Origin of the sequence: Anaerolinea thermophila (genome assembly GCF_020723905.1) — a bacterium.
In the GTDB taxonomy this organism is placed as follows: domain Bacteria; phylum Chloroflexota; class Anaerolineae; order Anaerolineales; family Anaerolineaceae; genus Anaerolinea; species Anaerolinea thermophila_A.
Genome location: NZ_DYHZ01000009.1, coordinates 35,501 through 51,453, shown reverse-complemented (window position 1 = coordinate 51,453; position 15,953 = coordinate 35,501). Strand labels below are relative to the sequence as shown.

Here is a 15,953-nt window from a genome sequence, read left to right as displayed (position 1 = left end):
CGTTGCCCTCTTACGGGCGCTTTTCGTGATCTTCGCGGCTGCGCAGACCGTACACTTTCAGCACCGGCAGAACAGCCAGAATGCCTGTGTTGGGATCGGCTAGCGGTCCTACCACTTTTTCGGTGTTCTCCACAATGCGCTGAACCACTTCTTCGCTCTCCACGATAGAGAACAGGGTGCGATTGAGGATTTCCTCATGCTCTTTAATTAAGGCTTGCAGGCTGGGAATGATGGGAATATCCTCGCGCAGTGCGCCGTATTTGATGATGCGCCCCATGCCGGTTGAAGGCAGCACGGTCACTCCTGTGACCCCGGCCTCATCCCAGGCATCCAGCACTTCTGTCAGTTTGGTTTCGTCGTGTAACACATAGAGCACAAAAAACATGTTTACGGTACCTCCCTGGCTTTCTTTTGAGGTGAGGGGAGCGTACACACCCAGCGCAACAATGGCGGCGTGACCAGAGTGGAAATCAGTACCATCCCCACCACGGTGGAGAAAAATTCACGAGTCAGCAAGCCTTCGCTGAAGCCAATTGCGGCGACAATCAACCCCACCTCGCCGCGGGAAATCATCCCTGCGCCTAATTGAATGGATTCCCGCCAGTTCATCCCCGCCAGTTTTGCGCCCAGTCCTGCGCCGATCCACTTCCCTGCAATGGCAACCGTACTGACAATGAGCACCAGCCAGAGGGCTTGCAGAGGCAATTCGGTGAGGTTGATGCGCAGTCCCACATCCACAAAGAAGATGGGGATGAAGAAACTGTATCCCAGCATGGCGAAACCGGCTTCCACATTGCGCTTTTCTCCCGAGCGTCCCACCATCATTCCGGCAAGGAAGGCGCCGGTGATGGCTGCCATCCCGCCAATCACCTCGGCAGCGACGGCGTAAATCAGCATCACCACCACTGCCATGGCTACGTTCCCGCGGCTGATCTGCAGGCGGTTGAGCCAGCGGGAGATGAATGGAAGCACGTACAGCCCCACCAGCACCGAGAGAACCAGGAATGCCGTCATGCGCAGGATGGTCAACAGAACGGCGTCTGCCCCGCTGCTTCCGTCTGCCATGGCGGTCATCACCGAGAGCAAAAGGATGACGAAGATGTCATCGAACACAGCCGCGCCGAGCAAACCCAGCCCTACCCGGCTGCGTAACATGTTCAGTTCCATTAAAGTCTGGGCGGAGATGCTGACACTGGTAGCGCCCAGGGATAATCCCAGGAACAGTGCAGAGCGCGTCTCCATTCCCAAGGCAAACCCCGCCGCCGCGCCAAGTCCTATCGGAACGACCACGCCGAGCAGTCCTGCCAGCACCGAGACGCGTCCGTTGCGCGCCATCTCGCCCAGTTCCAGTTCCAGACCGGCAAGGAACATCAGAATCAGCACCCCCATTTCCCCCAGTTCCAGCACGAACTCTTCCAGATGCATATTGGTGATGAATGGGAGATGCGTCAGGTTGAGCAGAGAAGGTCCCAGCAGAACGCCTACCAGCAATTCGCCAAACACAGAAGGTTGCCCGAATCGCTGACTGATCCAGCCTGCGATTTTTGCGGCAAGGATGATAATTGCCAGAGTGATGGAAAGTTGCAGAAACGGTGACATGGGCATTTCAGGAAGGTTATCCAAAGTTTACCATAATTTTTTCCACTCCCTTCTCCACTTCCTTTCAGGTATACTCAGGGTTAATCCAGTTGGAGGAAAATCATGACCATTCAGGACGAACTACAGCGCTGGGAAGACAAAGTTCTCAAGCCTTTAGTGAGCAAATATCCCGAACGAAAACCCGAATTCACCACCTCTTCAGGCATTCCTCTACCGCGTTTTCTGGTAGAAAAACCTGTGGATTACCTCAAAGACCTTGGCTTTCCGGGATCGTATCCCTTTACACGGGGCATTCAGCCCACCATGTACCGCGGGCGCTTCTGGACGATGCGCCAGTACGCGGGCTTTGCTACTGCCGAAGAATCCAACCGCCGTTACCGCTACCTGCTGGAACAGGGGCAGACGGGGCTTTCGGTTGCCTTTGACCTGCCCACCCAGATTGGCTATGACGCCGATGACCCCATGGCAAGCGACGAGGTGGGCAAGGTGGGCGTTTCCATTTCCTCGCTGGAGGATATGGAAACCCTCTTTCAGGGCATCCCTCTGGATCGCGTCTCCACCAGTATGACCATCAACGCGCCTGCCGCCATCCTGCTGGCGATGTACATTGCCGTGGCGAAGAAGCAGGGGGTTGAGCCTGCCAAACTGCGCGGCACCATTCAGAACGATATTCTCAAAGAGTATGTTGCGCGCGGCACATATATCTTCCCGCCCGCCCCCTCGATGCGGCTGATTACCGATATCTTTGCCTATTGCGCCAGACACGTGCCCTACTGGAACACTATCAGCATTTCGGGGTATCACATCCGCGAAGCAGGCGCAAACGCCGTGCAGGAAGTGGCGTTTACGCTGGCAAACGCCATTGCTTACGTGCAGGCCGCCCTGCAGGCAGGGTTGAAGGTGGACGAGTTTGCCCCGCAGTTGTCCTTCTTCTTCAACGCCCACAACAACTTCCTGGAGGAAATTGCCAAATTCCGCGCCGCGCGCCGTCTGTGGGCGGAGATCATGCGTGAGCGTTTCCAGGCGCAGGATCCGCGCTCGTGGATGCTGAGATTCCACACCCAGACGGCGGGTTCGACCCTCACGGCGCAACAGCCCGAAAACAACATCGTGCGCGTCGCCCTTCAGGCGCTGGCGGCGGTGCTGGGCGGCACACAGTCCCTGCACACCAACAGCATGGACGAAGCCCTGTGGCTTCCCACCGAGAAATCGGTGCGGGTGGCACTGCGCACCCAGCAAATCATCGCGTACGAGTCGGGGGTTGCCGATACCATTGACCCACTGGGGGGAGCGTACATCATCGAATACCTGACGGATGAGATCGTCAACCGCGCCCGCGACTACCTGAAGAAAATTGACGAGATGGGCGGCGCTCAGCGCGCCATCGAGACGGGCTACATGCAGAGCGAGATTCAGCGCTCGGCGTATGAGTATCAGCGCGCGGTGGAAAAGAAAGAGCAAATTGTGGTCGGCGTTAACGCTTTCCAGACCGAAGAAAACCTGACGCTGGAACGTCTCAAGGTGGATCCTGCCATCGAAGCCGCTCAGCGGGAACGGCTGGCGGCACTGCGCGCCCGCCGCGATCAACAAAAGGTGCAGGAACTGCTGGCACGGCTGGAGCAGACTGCCCGCACCAGTGAAAATCTGATGCCCCTGTTCATCGAGTGCGTGGAAAACTACGCCACCCTGGGCGAAATCGTTGGCGTACTGCGCCGTGTCTGGGGAGAATATGTACCCCCTGCTTGGCTGTAAGGAGAATCGGGAGGAACAAAGGATGAGCAAAATCAAGAAAATCAATCATGTGGCGATTGTCGTCGGGGATATTGAGCAAGCCCTGACCTTCTGGCGCGATGCGCTGGGACTGGAACTGCACCATGTGGAGGATGTGCCCAGCCAGAAAGCCGTGGTGGCGTTCATGCCTGTGGGCGACAGCGAGGTGGAACTGGTCAAGCCCACCACAGACGATTCGGGGGTGGCAAAATTCCTCGCCGAACGCGGCGGCGGCATGCATCACCTGTGCTTTGAGGTGGACGATCTGGAAGCCAAACTGGCGGAACTTAAAGAAAAGGGTGTGCGCCTGATCAACGAGACGCCCGTCGAATTACCCGGGCGCAAGATGGCGTTCATCCATCCAAGAAGCACGGGCGGAGTGCTGGTAGAACTGTATCAGTTGATTTAAGCAGACCGCTCGTTTCTCGCGAAGGGTGATTTCCCGTGCTGTCTTCCCTCTATCGGGAACTTGCTGGATTGGGGGAGGGTATGGGCGCCTGGTAACGTATGGCAGTGTTTCAAGGTTTACCCGCGGGCCAGCCCCTGTGAGGACTTTTCACATCACATGTGTTCTCCGCCCTGTACGGGCGGAGAATTTTTAAGTTAAAAAAGCATCAAATCGGATAAAATTAGATAAAATTAGTGGTGATTCTGGAGAGGATTTATGGCGCAGACCTCGCAACGGTTGGTTTACTGGCAATATCAGCAGGGGGAGTGGCAGGCGCTGAGCGGAGGGGTGATTCACGAGCAGGCGGTGACTCTGACGGTCAACGGTAGAGAATGGGTGACGCTGATGTGCACGCCCACCCGGTTGGAAGCGCTTGCGGTGGGTTTTCTTTACAACGAGGGGTTGATTCAATCCATCCAGGAAGTTGCCATCCTTCAGCCCTGTGAAAATGAGCGCAACGTGGAAATCTGGTTGACCCACGCGCCGGGTAAGATACGCCCCTGGCGGCGTACCTCGGGCTGTACCGGCGGGATGACACAGGTGGATGGCGAGGAAAATCCCAGTCCGCATCCGGCGACGTGGTTTCAGGTGGAACCGGAACAAATTGTGCAGTGGATGGAAGACCTCTACCGTCATCAGGAACTGTACCATACTGCGCGGGGGGTACACGCCTCGGCGCTCAGCGATGGCGAGCGTCTGCTGGTGCAGTGCGAGGATATCGGCAGGCACAACACACTGGACAAACTTTCGGGTTGGGTATTGCTGAACGGTTTTTCCGGCGCCCAGAAAATTATCCTCACCACCGGACGCATCAGTTCCGAGATGCTCCAGAAATCGGCGCGTCTGGGTGCGGGAATGGTGATTTCGCGCACCTCGCCCACCTCGGCATCGGTAGCGATGGCAGAACGCTGGGGCATCACCCTCATCGGCTATGCACGGCGCACCCGTTTCACCGTGTATGCCTGTCCTCAGCGCGTCAGGGGCGTGCCGGTGGAATTGCCCCTGGGTTCGGAGATTGCCCTTTCACCTTCCGACACCCCACCTCTGGAGTGATATTGCTTTTCTGAAAATCCTGCAGACCTCTTGATGATTTTTTTCCATGCAGGTCAGCCTTTTTCTGTGGGAGAGGGCTGTTTTTTCGTGCAACGCCGGGTTGAAGAGAAGTTGTAAGGATTTTCTGGTAGAAAAAATTTTTATTTCTTCTATAATTTTTTTAACCATCTTTGGGGGGAGGAATGCACCCGGCGCCCATCCTGTTTGTTGTAGTGCTCTACTTCTCCGCAGGGTTAAGCCTGTACCTGATGGGGGTTTCACTGCGGTCTTTTCATGTTCCAGGGGTGAAAGAATTTTATTTCCTCTCTCTGGCCATTGCTTTCTATACCAGCGGGTACGCGCTCGAAATTTCTCAAACCCGCCTCGATGATGTGCTCTGGGCTATTCGCTTTGAGTATCTGGGCATTGCCTTTACCCCGCCCCTCATCCTTCTGACGACCGCGCGCCTGGCTCGTCCTGAGCCTGTCCCCTCATGGATCCGGGCAGGGCTGTTTGTCATCCCTCTGATTACCCTCGCGCTGGTATTTACTCTGGAGCATCATTCCCTGTACTACATTGATCCGCGCCTGGTGGAAACTCCCTTCTTCGTCGGGCTGACTTTTCAGCGTGGCACCTGGTACTGGGTGCATCTGGCATACCAGTTGCTGTCCGGGGTGTTTGCTCCGCTGATTCTACTTGCTTCGGCGTTGCGCGCCTCGCCGCGGCGCAGGACGCCTTTGCTGTACATGGGTTTGGGGGTGTTCATCCCTTTCGTGGCAGGAATGGCGTATGCCCTGGAACTCACTCCGAAGGGATTTGATCCTGTACCATTTTCGCTGGTCTTTGCGGTGATCTTTTTCGCTCTGGCGGTGCTGAGGGGCGGTTTGTTTGATATCCTCTCGCAGGCGCGCGACCTGGCGCTGGACGCTGTGCAGGAAGGCATTCTGGTGCTGGACAATGAACAACGTGTGGTGTATGTCAATCAATTTTTACGGAAATTGATAGGAAAATACGCCTGGCAGGTAGGTGCTCCGCTTCCTGCCGCCTGTCCTTTCTGCGATGCGGTGCGCTCTTTATTGTCCGAAGGAAAGCCTCATGCTGAAGCGCTTTTACCCACCGGAGAAAACGGCATCCATGAGTTTTCCATACAGGTATACCCGATTTTGAACTCTGTTGGAAAAGAAGAAGGGAAGACGGTGCTGATTCGCGACATTACCGAAACTCGTCGGCTCATCCGTACCCTGAACCAGCAAGCCACTACCGACGCCCTGACGGGGGTTTATAACCGCCGCTACCTCATTGAACTGGGCGAAATCGAACTGGAAAAGGCGCGTCACATGTCGCTTCCTTTTACCGTTGTGCTCATGGATCTGGATCGGTTCAAGCACATTAATGACCGTATGGGGCATGCCGCGGGCGATAAAGCCCTGCAGGCAGTGGCGCAGTGTTTCAAAGCAGGGATGCGCGCTTCCGATATCGTCGGGCGGTATGGCGGCGATGAATTTTCGGTGATTCTTTCCGGCGCTACCGAGGGACAGGCAAGACTGGTACTGGAGCGCCTGCAAAACTGCATTGCACAGTTACAGATTCAGGAACAGGGGGAGATTTTTCACATTACCGCCAGTTTTGGGGGCGTGACCTGTAATGGCAGATCGCATGTGTCGCTGGATCAACTTCTGCGTCGGGCAGACCGCGCCCTGTACCGCGCCAAACAACGAGGGGGCAATACCATCGAATGGTTTTCAGCGGAAATAGATGGTGAAAACATGTAACCTTCACGGTTCGATTTCATCTAATTCTCGGAAAGATAAACTGTGGAGGATTGTGAATATGACAGAAGCCGGAAAATCGTTTCCGAAGGTGATTGTTTTCAGCACGCCTACCTGTACATACTGTAATGCCGCCAAGCGCTACCTGCGGGAGCGCGGGGTTCCGTTTAAGGATGTGGATGTCAGCCGTGACGCCGCCGCGGCGCGCGATATGGTGCGCCGTTCGGGACAGAGCGGCGTCCCCGTGCTGGACATTGGCGGGAAAATTGTGATCGGTTTCGACCGCGCCAAAATTGATCAATATCTGGGATTACGCAGATAAACCATCTCACGAAAGGAGTGAACAGATAGCATGAGCGCTTTAAAAATTCAACCGCTGGGAAGCCGTGTGGTCATTAAACCCCTCGAGCAGGAATCCAAAACCCCCTCGGGATTGTACATTCCCGAAACGGCCAAAGAAAAGCCGCAGTACGGCGTGGTAGTTGCCGTCGGCGACTCCGAAGACATCAAACTCAAAGTGAACGACAGGGTGCTGTTTGCCAAGTACTCCGGCACCGAGTTCAAACTGGACGGGCAGGAGTACCTGCTGATGGAATGCAGTGACGTGCTGGCAAAGATTCTCGAGTAAAAGCCCGCGCATCCTCCGAAACCGCATCCTCCCGCTCCCCGGGAGGATGCCGCTTTAACCATCAGGGCAGTTCCTCACAGGCAAGCCCGTTGTGATCGGGATCCAGAGTGGTGTTGCGGTAATCGCCGCAGGTGTCGAAGCAGGCCTGCGCTTCCCGGCGGGTTGTGAAATCGGCACAGGAGTAGCGGCGGTTGCAGTCGCAGGCAGATGGAGTCAGCCCCACGGCAACGGCGGGGGTGGGCAGGTGAGCCAGTAAATCCTGCCAGACCCCTTTCCCTTCAGCCCGTGCCCGGGCTTCTTCCTGTAAAAAAACTTCAATGCAGGCAATCCCGGGCGGATACAACGCGGGGAGCGCCGCCCCTTCGCGAATGAGCGCCGGATTGATAAACCGGTCGCCTGCCAGGACGTAGTACAGGGCAATCTCATCTCCGGGGGGAACGGCAGGGTCGGCAATCAGCCGTACGGTCTGGTTTTCCGTCCACTGGCGGTTGAGCGTCTCCGCCAGCGCGCTTTGTCGGGGCAGTTCCACGCCCAGATAGCGCACCCGGCGGATCCTGCCTTCCACCTCCACTTCCAGGGTGATGCCGTCCAGCACCTGCACCACCCGCGCGGAAAGCCCCGCATCTCCCGATGGCAGGCAGGCGCTGACAGGTGGGGTGGGTGTGGGGGCTGGCAGGGACCCGGCAGGCTGGGGGGCGGAGGTCGGTGTTGCGTCGGGGGGGAGGGTGGGCAACGACAGTGCCAGCGGTGGGGTATCCTCTGGCGGTGCGGTGAGCAGAAGGTACAGCGCACTTCCCAGTCCAATCAGCGCCAGCAGTCCCAGCGCCATCAGGATGGCAATTTGTGCAACGGTCAGGTGGCTCGATTTCATCGGCAGGGATGATTATAAACCATCTGCAGGATGGGTGCGCTGGCTGGAAGAGTGGACTTATCAGCAGATGTTTCTCAGCCCTTTCTCCACCTGAGCAATGAGGTATGCCTCCAATTCGGCGATATTTTCACTTAACCTTGCGGCAGCGACAATGGGAAGCCAGCGGGTGTATTCGTCTTTCCCGCCCCCGTGAAGAGCAAAATATCGGCGCAAATACTTCTGGTGAAAGAGGTGGGCAAGAATTTTCAAAATTGGATTTCGCATTTGACCGCTGTCTATGGCTCCCAGGAAAATAACCGTTGTGCGGGCAACATCTGCCAGCGGATTTCCAATCCCGGCGTCAATCCAGTCAATGATCCATTCTCCCTGTGGGGTGATGAGGATGTTTTCGGGGTGGAAATCGCCATGACAGAGACGATCTCCGTCGGGCATGTTCTCGAGCAGTTGCAGGGTTTCCTGGCGCAGGTCGTCCGGCAGAGCGGCGGCTTGATGGATTTTGGTGGCAATCTTTGCCCGTAAGGGGGGGAGGTCTGTCTGAAGGGTGATGGCATGGATTCTGGCATGAAGATCAGCCATCTTTCGAGCGTAATGGAACACTTTCCAGGGTTCCCGCATCATCTGCCTGACCATGGAATTGCCTTGAATGTGCTGGTAGGTTATTCCATAACGTCCATGGATGTGGAGAATCTCGCCGACAACGGGGACAGGCAGCCCGCTGGACTGGACTGCCCGGGCAATTTTCCACTCGTATTGAATGTTCTCAAAAGAGAACCAGTCGTAAAAAAGTTTGAGCACGGTATCATCGTGCCAGGCGTAAATTTCCGCCGTCCGCCCGTAAGCAACAGGAGTGCCCGGAGTTTCTTCCATTTTTCCTGGGTGTTTGAATGAAAGATAAGTCTTTATGATAGAGGTTCAGGTTTTTCAGCGAAAGGTGCTGTTTTATTTCATTATATTGCAAATACACGGGGGAAATCTCCTGTGCCTTTCCTTCTTCCCGGGAGAGCCGGATTCTGCCCTTAAAAAACAGCCGGTGAAGTGTGTTAGAATCGAGGGGTATGCAAAAACCTGTGCTGATTCTGGCGTCCAACTCGCCGCGCCGCCGTCAACTGCTGGCGCTGACCGGCCGTGACTTCCTCGTGCGTCCTTCGGATGTGGACGAGACGCCCCTGCCCGGCGAACCCCCTGAAAGGTATACACTTCGCCTGGCTGAGGACAAAGCCCGCCTTGCCGCGGGGCATGTTCCTGCGGAGGCGTGGATCATTGCCTCTGATACCACCGTGGCACTGGATGGACGCATTCTTGGAAAACCGGAAGATGCCGCTGAAGCCCGCGACATGCTCACGGCTCTGCGCGGCAGAGAGCACGATGTCTACACGGCAATTGCCCTGTACCAGCCTGCCAGCGGACGTCTGCTCAGCGACGTCTGCCATACGGGTGTGACCATGCGCGCCTACACGGACGCTGAAATGGAAGCCTACATTGCCACCGGAGATCCCATGGATAAAGCCGGCGCGTACGGAATTCAGCATGCCGGTTTTTCCTGCGTTGCCGCGCTGGATGGCTGTTACGCCAGCGTGATGGGCTTTCCGCTCTGTCATCTGGAGCGCCTGATGCGGCACATCGGACTGGGGGCAGAGGTGGATGTGCCCTCTGCCTGCCAGCGGTTTCTGGCATATGACTGTCCGGTATTTCATTTCATTCTGCAAGACCCGGCTTCCAGAGGGGAGGCTTCCTCATCATGAAGGGACTGCGTTCGTTTTTGCTGGTGTTGCTGATTGGATTGACTGCCTGCACGGTGTTTTCTCCGGCGCCTGCCAATCATACCCCTGCGCCCAGCGCTACGCTGGCGCCTCCCAGCGTCAAAGTCACCAGTGCGCCGGATGTGCGCGGGGCGGTGGAAGCCTTTCTGAAAGCGTGGCAGTCTGAAGATTACGAAGCCATGTATGCCTTGCTGGCGCCTGCCACCCAGGATGCCGTTCCGCAGGAAAATTTCATCAAGCGCTATAAAGACGTAGCCGTCAACCTGACCCTGCAGAAACTGGATTACGAGATTCTTTCCACCCTCACCAACGTTTCCAGTGCGCAGGCGGCATACCGCGTCACCTTCCACACGGCAGTTCTGGGGAATTTGACCCGTGAGATGAGCATGAACCTTGAACTGCGCAGTGACGGCTGGCGCGTGCTGTGGGAAGACGGCATGATCATGCCCGAACTGCGCGGCGGCAATCTGCTGGCGCTGGAATACCGCTCACCCTCGCGGGGGAGCATTTTTGACCGCAACGGTTACCCGCTGGCAATCAACACGGATGCGGTTGCGCTGGGCATCGTGCCCGGGGAGATTCCCGAGGGCATGGAAGGCGCGGTGCTGGCGGAACTCTCCCGCCTTACCGGGTACCCGCCGGAGTGGATTAAAGCCCTCTACGGCGAGAATTACCCTTCCTATTATATACCCGTCGGGGAGACCACCCGCGATGCCTTCAACCTGCGCTACAATGTGGTGAAGGACATGCCCGGTTTTGCCTGGAAAGAGTACAGTGCCCGCTATTATTCCGATAATGGCATTGCTCCCCATGTGACCGGCTATACCCTCTTCATCCCTCAGGAAAAACTGGAAGAGTACATGCGGCAGGGATATGAGATGAACGCCAGAATCGGCTGGGCGGGGCTGGAAAAATGGGGCGAAGCCACGCTCTCCGGTCAGCGCGGGGTGGGATTGTATGTGCTGGATCCGCAGGGGCGGGTGATCACCCGTCTGGGGATGCGCGAAGCCCTGCCGGCGCGCTCCATTTACACCACTCTGGATGCCAACTTACAGCGTGAAGCCCAGAAAGCCATCAATTCCTTCAACGGGGCGGTGGTGGTTCTGGAACGTGACACCGGAAGGGTGCTTGCCATGGCGTCTTCGCCCGGCTTTGACCCCAACCTGTTCGAGCCTTCCAACATTAACTCGCGCGCGCTTCAGGATGTGCTGAGCAATCCCGGCAACCCGCTGGTCAACCGCGCCGCGCAGTCGGCGTATCCGCCTGGCTCGGTGTTCAAAATCGTCACCATGGCGGCGGCGCTGGAAACGGGTCTGTTCAAACCCGAAGATACCTACGAGTGCGGCTACTACTTTACCGATTTACCCGGCTACACCCTTACGGACTGGACGCTGGAGAAAGAACTGCCCCCCAGCGGCACGCTCACCCTGCCGCAGGGATTGATGCGCTCCTGCAACCCCTGGTTTTACCACATCGGGCTGGAACTCTCCCGCGCCGGTCTGGCGGATAAACTGGCGGAGATGGCGCGCGCCTTCGGGCTGGGCGTCCCTACCGGCATTCAACAGATTGCTGAAGAAACCGGCAACATCCCCGACCCAGCCAGCGATGAAATCGCTGTTCAGATGGCAATCGGGCAGAGTCAGATTCTGGTGACCCCGTTGCAGATTGCCAGCATGATTGCCGCGGTGGGCAACGGCGGCACCCTCTACCGCCCGCAGGTGGTGGAGAAAATTGTGGACCCCGACGGTAACGCAGAGTTTACCTTCAAGCCGGAAGAGCGCGGCAAACTACCCGTCTCTCAGGAGACGCTTACCCTGCTGCAGGATACGCTGCGTCAGGTGGTGGTCAACAGCCGCGGGACAGCGGTGCGCGCTTTCTCCGGGCTGGGAATCCCGGTATCTGGCAAAACAGGCACCGCCCAGACGGGACCGGGTCTGAAGCCGCATGCCTGGTTCGCAGCATATACCTCTGCTAACCGCGAAAACAAACCCGATATTGCTGTGGTGGTGATTGCCGAAAACGCCGGTGAAGGCTCGGAGATCGCCGCGCCCATTGCCCGCCGTGTCATTGAGGTGTACTTCCTTGGACAGCCTCAGCGCATTTATCCATGGGAAGCCAAACTGAATGTGACCCGAACCCCCACGCCAGAGGTGACGGAAACTCCCAGCCCATGAGCGACGAAGTTGCACTGATTCCCGGTCGCGTCATTCGACTGCAGTCGGGTTTTTACACGGTGGAAACCCCGCAGGGAATATGGGTTTGCAAACTGCGCGGGCGCTTTAAACTGGAACAAAAGAATGGCGATGTCATCGGCGTGGGCGACTGCGTGCAGATTCGTCCTCTGTCCGACGGCACCGGCGTGATCGAAGTGATTGAACCGCGCCACAGCGAACTGGTGCGCATGGATCCACGTCCGCGCGGCGAGTACCGTCAGATTTTACTTGCCAATATTGACCAGATCGTCGCCGTGTTTGCCTGTGCCAGTCCTGAACCCCGCCTGCGTATGCTTGACCGCTTTCTGGTGATTGCCGAAAAACAGGGCATTCCGGCGGTCATCATTGCCAACAAGGTGGACCTGGTGGGCATGGAGCGGGCGCGGGAACTCTTCAGTCTGTATCCGCCGCTGGGTTATCCGGTGATTTATACCTCCGTGCGGCAGGGTATTGGACTGGACGAGGTACGCGAATGCCTGCGGGGGAAGATTTCCGGGCTGGCAGGACCCAGCGGGGTGGGCAAATCCAGTTTGCTGAATGCCATTCAGCCCAACCTGGGTCTGGCGGTGCGCGAGGTTTCCGAAGCCAGCGGCAAGGGCAGACATACCACGGTGGTGCGGCAGTTATTCCGCCTGGAGATGGGCGGTTACGTGGCAGATTTACCCGGTCTGCGCGCACTGGCGCTGTGGGATACCCAGCCTGAAGAACTGGACGGTTACTTCCCCGAACTGCGCGAGCGGGTGGCGCAGTGTCAGTTCAGCGACTGTACCCACACCACCGAGCCCGGCTGTGCTGTGCTGGCGGCGCTGGAGCGCGGCGAGATCCATCCTGCGCGCTACGAGTCCTACCTGCGTATGCGCTTTGGCGGCGAAGAGTGAGGCAGAGCGCCCCGGAAATTCGGATAAATTGGATACTGGCACGCAACTTGCATTGCAATTTCATTACAAAGCCGTTCTGCCTCTTGCAGGATGTAATAGAGCGGTTATAATGAGGTCATCATTTCAGTTTGTCAGAGGAGTGTACTTATGAACAAGAAAATGCGTGTTGCTTATGCTGTCGTTTTTGCCCTGATCCTTGCTGCCCTCACCTTCGCCTATGCAGCGGCGAATACCGTGCCTGTGACCTATGCAGGCGATGGCTCCAGCACGACCAGTGGATATACAGTGTCCAATGTGCATTACGTCCTTGATACCACCAATCCCGCCAACATTGCTCAGGTGACCTTCACGCTGGATGCGCCTGCGACTGATGTGCGCATTCAACTGGTAACCGGTGGTTCCTGGTTCACCTGCTCAGTTTCCGGCGGCACAAACGTGACCTGCAATGTGAGTGGTGTGACTGTGCTGGCGGCAAACACCCTGCGGGTTGTAGCGGTTCAATAATTCTTTTCCTTCACTCATCGAGAAAGGGCGCGACGTCGAAGCCAGAGACCGCGCCCTTTCTTTAATCGCCGACAATGATGCGCAAATACCTGCTTACCCGCCGTGCCCTGCTGATCACCGCTCTCTCGCTGAGCGCGCTTGTATTTCTGTGGATTCTGCTGGCGCCCAGCCGCTTTGGTGGTGCGGTGGAGTACGTCATCGTCAATGGTGACAGCATGGAGCCGCTCTTTCACAGGGGCGATCTGGTGCTCTTGCGCCGTGCGCCGTTCTACGAGGTGGGGGATATCGTTGTGTACCGCTATCCGGGTATCGGGGCGGTCATTCACCGCATTGTGGATCGTCGTCTGGACCGCTTTGTCCTCAAGGGCGATCACAACACCTGGCTGGACGGCTATGAACCGACGCAGGAGGAGATTCTGGGGAAGTACTGGCTCTGGTTCCCCGGATTGGGTACAATATTTTTACAACTGCGCTCGCCCTGGGTGCTGGCTATTCTGGTCGGGGTGGGCAGTTTGATGTGGGGGCTCTCATTTATGCAATCGAAATGGACGGAACGACGTAAAAAAGCCAGAGCGCGGTTGGACGCCGCCGTGGTGGAAGCCCGGAAAGCCACAGCCCGGTTCGATACCGCCATTCTGGGGGCGGGAAAATGGCTTTCCGGCAGGCAGGAAGGCTTTCTGCTGGTGATGTACGTGGTGGGTATTCTGGCGCTGGTGCTGGGCGCGTTTGCCTTCACCCGCCCGGTTTCCCTGCAGGTTTCGGATCAAATGCTCTACCGGCAAACGGGCGCTTATACGTATACCGGTGAGGTCCCGCCGGGGGTGTATGATCAGAACCGCGTGGTCAGCGGCGGCGCGATTTTCCCAAAAGTATCCTGCGGCATTGACCTGGCCTTTGATTATCAACTGGAAAGTCAGCACCCCGCGCAGGTTTCCGGCACCTATCAACTGATGGCGGTGGTCAACTCCACCACTGGCTGGCGGCGCACGATACTGTTAAACGAACAGCCGGTTGCCTTCTCCGGCAAAGCCTTCAGCGGACAGGCTTCGCTGGACGTGTGCGAGGTGGAGAAGATGATTGCACAGGTGCAGGAAGTCACCGGTGCGCAGACCTTTCAGTATTTCCTGAATATCTACCCACAGGTACAGGTGAGCGGCACACTGGGCGGCATGGCGCTGGAAGACACCTTCAACGAACCCCTGTCTTTCACCGTTCAGCCCGATCAGATTTACCTTAACGCTCCTCTTAAAGAGGGTGCCAATCCACTCCAGCCGGTTAAAGAAGGCGCGCTGGTGCGCATGAAGACGGTGGACAACACCCTGAGCCTCTTTACCATGGATGTGCCGGTGCGCACCGCCCGTGCCCTTTCGGCGGTGGGGCTGGCGGTTGCCGCGCTGGGGATTGGCATGCTGCTGTATTTGCTCCAGCGGGCAGAGGGCAGGGATGAGAAAATGCTGGCAAAACTGGCAGTGGGCTCCCGCCTGGTGGAGGTGCAGGATCCGTTGAGCCAGGGAAGTGCCCGGGTGGTGCACCTGCCCGCGTTGAGCGATCTGCTCCGCCTTGCTGAACAGCGCGAAGAAGTGGTCTTCTTCCATTACGCCGCGCCGGTGGCAACGTACTACGTGCGCGATGGTGAGGTGCTTTACGTGCACCGCAAACTGGCGCCGGTAGCCCCGGAAGGCGTGGACGAATCGACCCGCCTGGAACTGCTGCGCGCGCTGGAGAACAACGAGTTTGCCCTGTACTTTCAGCCCTCGGTCTCGCTGGAGGATGGCAGAATTGCCCAACTGGAGTCTTTCCTGCGCTGGCGGCATCCTCAACGCGGTCTGCTTACACCGGGGCAGTTCCTGCCCGATGTGGAGCGTGCGGGCATGCTGATGCAGGTGGATCTCTGGGTTTTGCGCCGTGCCTGCGAGTATCTGGCGCAGTGGCGCGAAGCGGGCCTGCCGCTCTATCCCATTGCCATTAACCTCTCGGTGCAGTCGCTGGTTTCGGAGGGCTTTGCCGCTCAGGCGCAGGCGGTTGCCGCCGAGCTGGGCGTCTCACCGGAGTGGCTGTACCTGGAAATCCCCGAAAACGGGCTGGATATCAGCCCGGTGGGCGCGGGTAACCTGCGGCAACTGCGCGAAGCCGGATTTGGCATTGTACTGAATGCCTCGGAACGCCTTGACCTGGAAGCCCTGCAGGCTGGCGAAGAGATCCAGCAAATCAAACTGGGTTATCCCACCGTGCAGAAGTGGAGCATGGGCAACCAGATGGAGGAGCAGGCGCGCCAGTGGATTTCGCAGGCGCATCAGCGCAAGATTCGTGTGGCGGCGGTAGGGGTGGAGACCAGCCAGCAACTGGGCTTCTTCCGCCTCAATGCCTGCGATCAGGCGCAGGGCTACTGGATCAGCCCGCCGGTGGCGGCGGAGGATCTGCCCGCTTACCTGGCACAGAAACAGGCGCTGGTGAACCTTTCTCCCCGCTCCGGGTGAGGTC

Annotated in this window: 15 protein-coding genes; 11 read left to right on the top strand and 4 right to left on the bottom strand. The window is 57.6% G+C overall.

Going from position 1 to position 15,953, the window contains the following annotated elements:
* Window positions 1-10: 10 nt before the first annotated feature.
* Together LHF31_RS13415 and LHF31_RS13410 are read right to left on the bottom strand one after the other, a co-directional pair.
* The gene (locus tag LHF31_RS13415) at window positions 11-385 is read right to left on the bottom strand and encodes a P-II family nitrogen regulator (protein ID WP_303774302.1); all 375 of its coding nucleotides are present in this window, start codon (window positions 383-385) and stop codon (window positions 11-13) included.
* A 2-nt stretch (window positions 386-387) separates the two neighbouring features.
* Entirely contained in the window at window positions 388-1,599 is a 1,212-nt protein-coding gene (locus tag LHF31_RS13410; protein WP_303774301.1) for a cation:proton antiporter, read from the bottom strand.
* Window positions 1,600-1,701: 102 nt separating this feature from the next.
* Here LHF31_RS13410 and LHF31_RS13405 point away from each other — a divergent pair, with 102 nt between their 5' ends.
* The 6 genes from LHF31_RS13405 (at window position 1,702) to groES (ending at window position 7,246) form a co-directional block, all read left to right on the top strand.
* A complete protein-coding gene (locus LHF31_RS13405) occupies window positions 1,702-3,351 on the top strand; it encodes a methylmalonyl-CoA mutase (RefSeq protein ID WP_303774300.1) in 1,650 nt (549 codons plus the stop codon).
* A gap of 22 nt (window positions 3,352-3,373) precedes the next feature.
* Window positions 3,374-3,778, top strand: coding sequence for a methylmalonyl-CoA epimerase (mce, locus tag LHF31_RS13400; protein ID WP_298005765.1), 405 nt, complete (start codon window positions 3,374-3,376; stop codon window positions 3,776-3,778).
* A gap of 255 nt (window positions 3,779-4,033) precedes the next feature.
* Complete coding sequence (fdhD, locus tag LHF31_RS13395; protein WP_298005762.1) at window positions 4,034-4,870, top strand: formate dehydrogenase accessory sulfurtransferase FdhD; 837 nt, start codon at window positions 4,034-4,036, stop codon at window positions 4,868-4,870.
* Window positions 4,871-5,052: 182 nt separating this feature from the next.
* Complete coding sequence (locus LHF31_RS13390; RefSeq protein WP_298005759.1) at window positions 5,053-6,621, top strand: diguanylate cyclase; 1,569 nt, start codon at window positions 5,053-5,055, stop codon at window positions 6,619-6,621.
* Window positions 6,622-6,679: 58 nt separating this feature from the next.
* Entirely contained in the window at window positions 6,680-6,940 is a 261-nt protein-coding gene (locus LHF31_RS13385; RefSeq protein WP_298005756.1) for a glutaredoxin family protein, read from the top strand.
* A 30-nt stretch (window positions 6,941-6,970) separates the two neighbouring features.
* Window positions 6,971-7,246 (top strand): co-chaperone GroES, encoded by a 276-nt coding sequence (groES, locus tag LHF31_RS13380; RefSeq protein ID WP_298005753.1) that lies wholly within the window; start codon window positions 6,971-6,973, stop codon window positions 7,244-7,246.
* A gap of 61 nt (window positions 7,247-7,307) precedes the next feature.
* Here the strand turns inward: groES and LHF31_RS13375 are convergent, their stop codons facing one another.
* Window positions 7,308-8,117 (bottom strand): thermonuclease family protein, encoded by an 810-nt coding sequence (locus LHF31_RS13375; RefSeq protein ID WP_303774299.1) that lies wholly within the window; start codon window positions 8,115-8,117, stop codon window positions 7,308-7,310.
* 60 nt (window positions 8,118-8,177) lie between these two features.
* A complete protein-coding gene (locus tag LHF31_RS13370) occupies window positions 8,178-8,984 on the bottom strand; it encodes a phosphotransferase family protein (RefSeq protein WP_298009542.1) in 807 nt (268 codons plus the stop codon).
* 188 nt (window positions 8,985-9,172) lie between these two features.
* Between LHF31_RS13370 and LHF31_RS13365 the strand changes: the two genes are divergently transcribed.
* From LHF31_RS13365 to LHF31_RS13345, 5 genes are all read left to right on the top strand, one after another.
* The gene (locus LHF31_RS13365) at window positions 9,173-9,859 is read left to right on the top strand and encodes a nucleoside triphosphate pyrophosphatase (RefSeq protein ID WP_298009539.1); all 687 of its coding nucleotides are present in this window, start codon (window positions 9,173-9,175) and stop codon (window positions 9,857-9,859) included.
* Complete coding sequence (locus tag LHF31_RS13360) at window positions 9,856-12,051, top strand: penicillin-binding transpeptidase domain-containing protein (RefSeq protein ID WP_298009536.1); 2,196 nt, start codon at window positions 9,856-9,858, stop codon at window positions 12,049-12,051. The genes LHF31_RS13365 and LHF31_RS13360 overlap by 4 nt, the downstream gene beginning before the upstream one ends.
* Window positions 12,048-12,968, top strand: coding sequence for a ribosome small subunit-dependent GTPase A (gene rsgA / locus LHF31_RS13355; RefSeq protein ID WP_303774298.1), 921 nt, complete (start codon window positions 12,048-12,050; stop codon window positions 12,966-12,968). The genes LHF31_RS13360 and rsgA overlap by 4 nt, the downstream gene beginning before the upstream one ends.
* 147 nt (window positions 12,969-13,115) lie before the next feature.
* On the top strand, window positions 13,116-13,472 hold the full coding sequence (locus LHF31_RS13350) for a hypothetical protein (protein ID WP_298010414.1): 357 nt from the start codon (window positions 13,116-13,118) through the stop codon (window positions 13,470-13,472).
* 74 nt (window positions 13,473-13,546) lie between these two features.
* The gene (locus LHF31_RS13345; protein WP_298010412.1) at window positions 13,547-15,949 is read left to right on the top strand and encodes a signal peptidase I; all 2,403 of its coding nucleotides are present in this window, start codon (window positions 13,547-13,549) and stop codon (window positions 15,947-15,949) included.
* Window positions 15,950-15,953 lie beyond the last annotated feature (4 nt).

Coding starts and splice junctions, on each gene's coding strand:
- LHF31_RS13360 (WP_298009536.1), top strand. CDS start 9,856: ATGAAGGGACTGCGTTCGTTTTTGCTGGTGTTGCTGATTGGATTGACT.
- rsgA (WP_303774298.1), top strand. CDS start 12,048: ATGAGCGACGAAGTTGCACTGATTCCCGGTCGCGTCATTCGACTGCAG.
- LHF31_RS13370 (WP_298009542.1), bottom strand. CDS start 8,984: ATGGAAGAAACTCCGGGCACTCCTGTTGCTTACGGGCGGACGGCGGAA.
- LHF31_RS13410 (WP_303774301.1), bottom strand. CDS start 1,599: ATGTCACCGTTTCTGCAACTTTCCATCACTCTGGCAATTATCATCCTT.
- LHF31_RS13385 (WP_298005756.1), top strand. CDS start 6,680: ATGACAGAAGCCGGAAAATCGTTTCCGAAGGTGATTGTTTTCAGCACG.
- LHF31_RS13375 (WP_303774299.1), bottom strand. CDS start 8,117: ATGAAATCGAGCCACCTGACCGTTGCACAAATTGCCATCCTGATGGCG.
- LHF31_RS13345 (WP_298010412.1), top strand. CDS start 13,547: ATGATGCGCAAATACCTGCTTACCCGCCGTGCCCTGCTGATCACCGCT.
- LHF31_RS13365 (WP_298009539.1), top strand. CDS start 9,173: ATGCAAAAACCTGTGCTGATTCTGGCGTCCAACTCGCCGCGCCGCCGT.
- fdhD (WP_298005762.1), top strand. CDS start 4,034: ATGGCGCAGACCTCGCAACGGTTGGTTTACTGGCAATATCAGCAGGGG.
- mce (WP_298005765.1), top strand. CDS start 3,374: ATGAGCAAAATCAAGAAAATCAATCATGTGGCGATTGTCGTCGGGGAT.
- LHF31_RS13405 (WP_303774300.1), top strand. CDS start 1,702: ATGACCATTCAGGACGAACTACAGCGCTGGGAAGACAAAGTTCTCAAG.
- LHF31_RS13415 (WP_303774302.1), bottom strand. CDS start 385: ATGTTTTTTGTGCTCTATGTGTTACACGACGAAACCAAACTGACAGAA.
- LHF31_RS13350 (WP_298010414.1), top strand. CDS start 13,116: ATGAACAAGAAAATGCGTGTTGCTTATGCTGTCGTTTTTGCCCTGATC.
- LHF31_RS13390 (WP_298005759.1), top strand. CDS start 5,053: ATGCACCCGGCGCCCATCCTGTTTGTTGTAGTGCTCTACTTCTCCGCA.
- groES (WP_298005753.1), top strand. CDS start 6,971: ATGAGCGCTTTAAAAATTCAACCGCTGGGAAGCCGTGTGGTCATTAAA.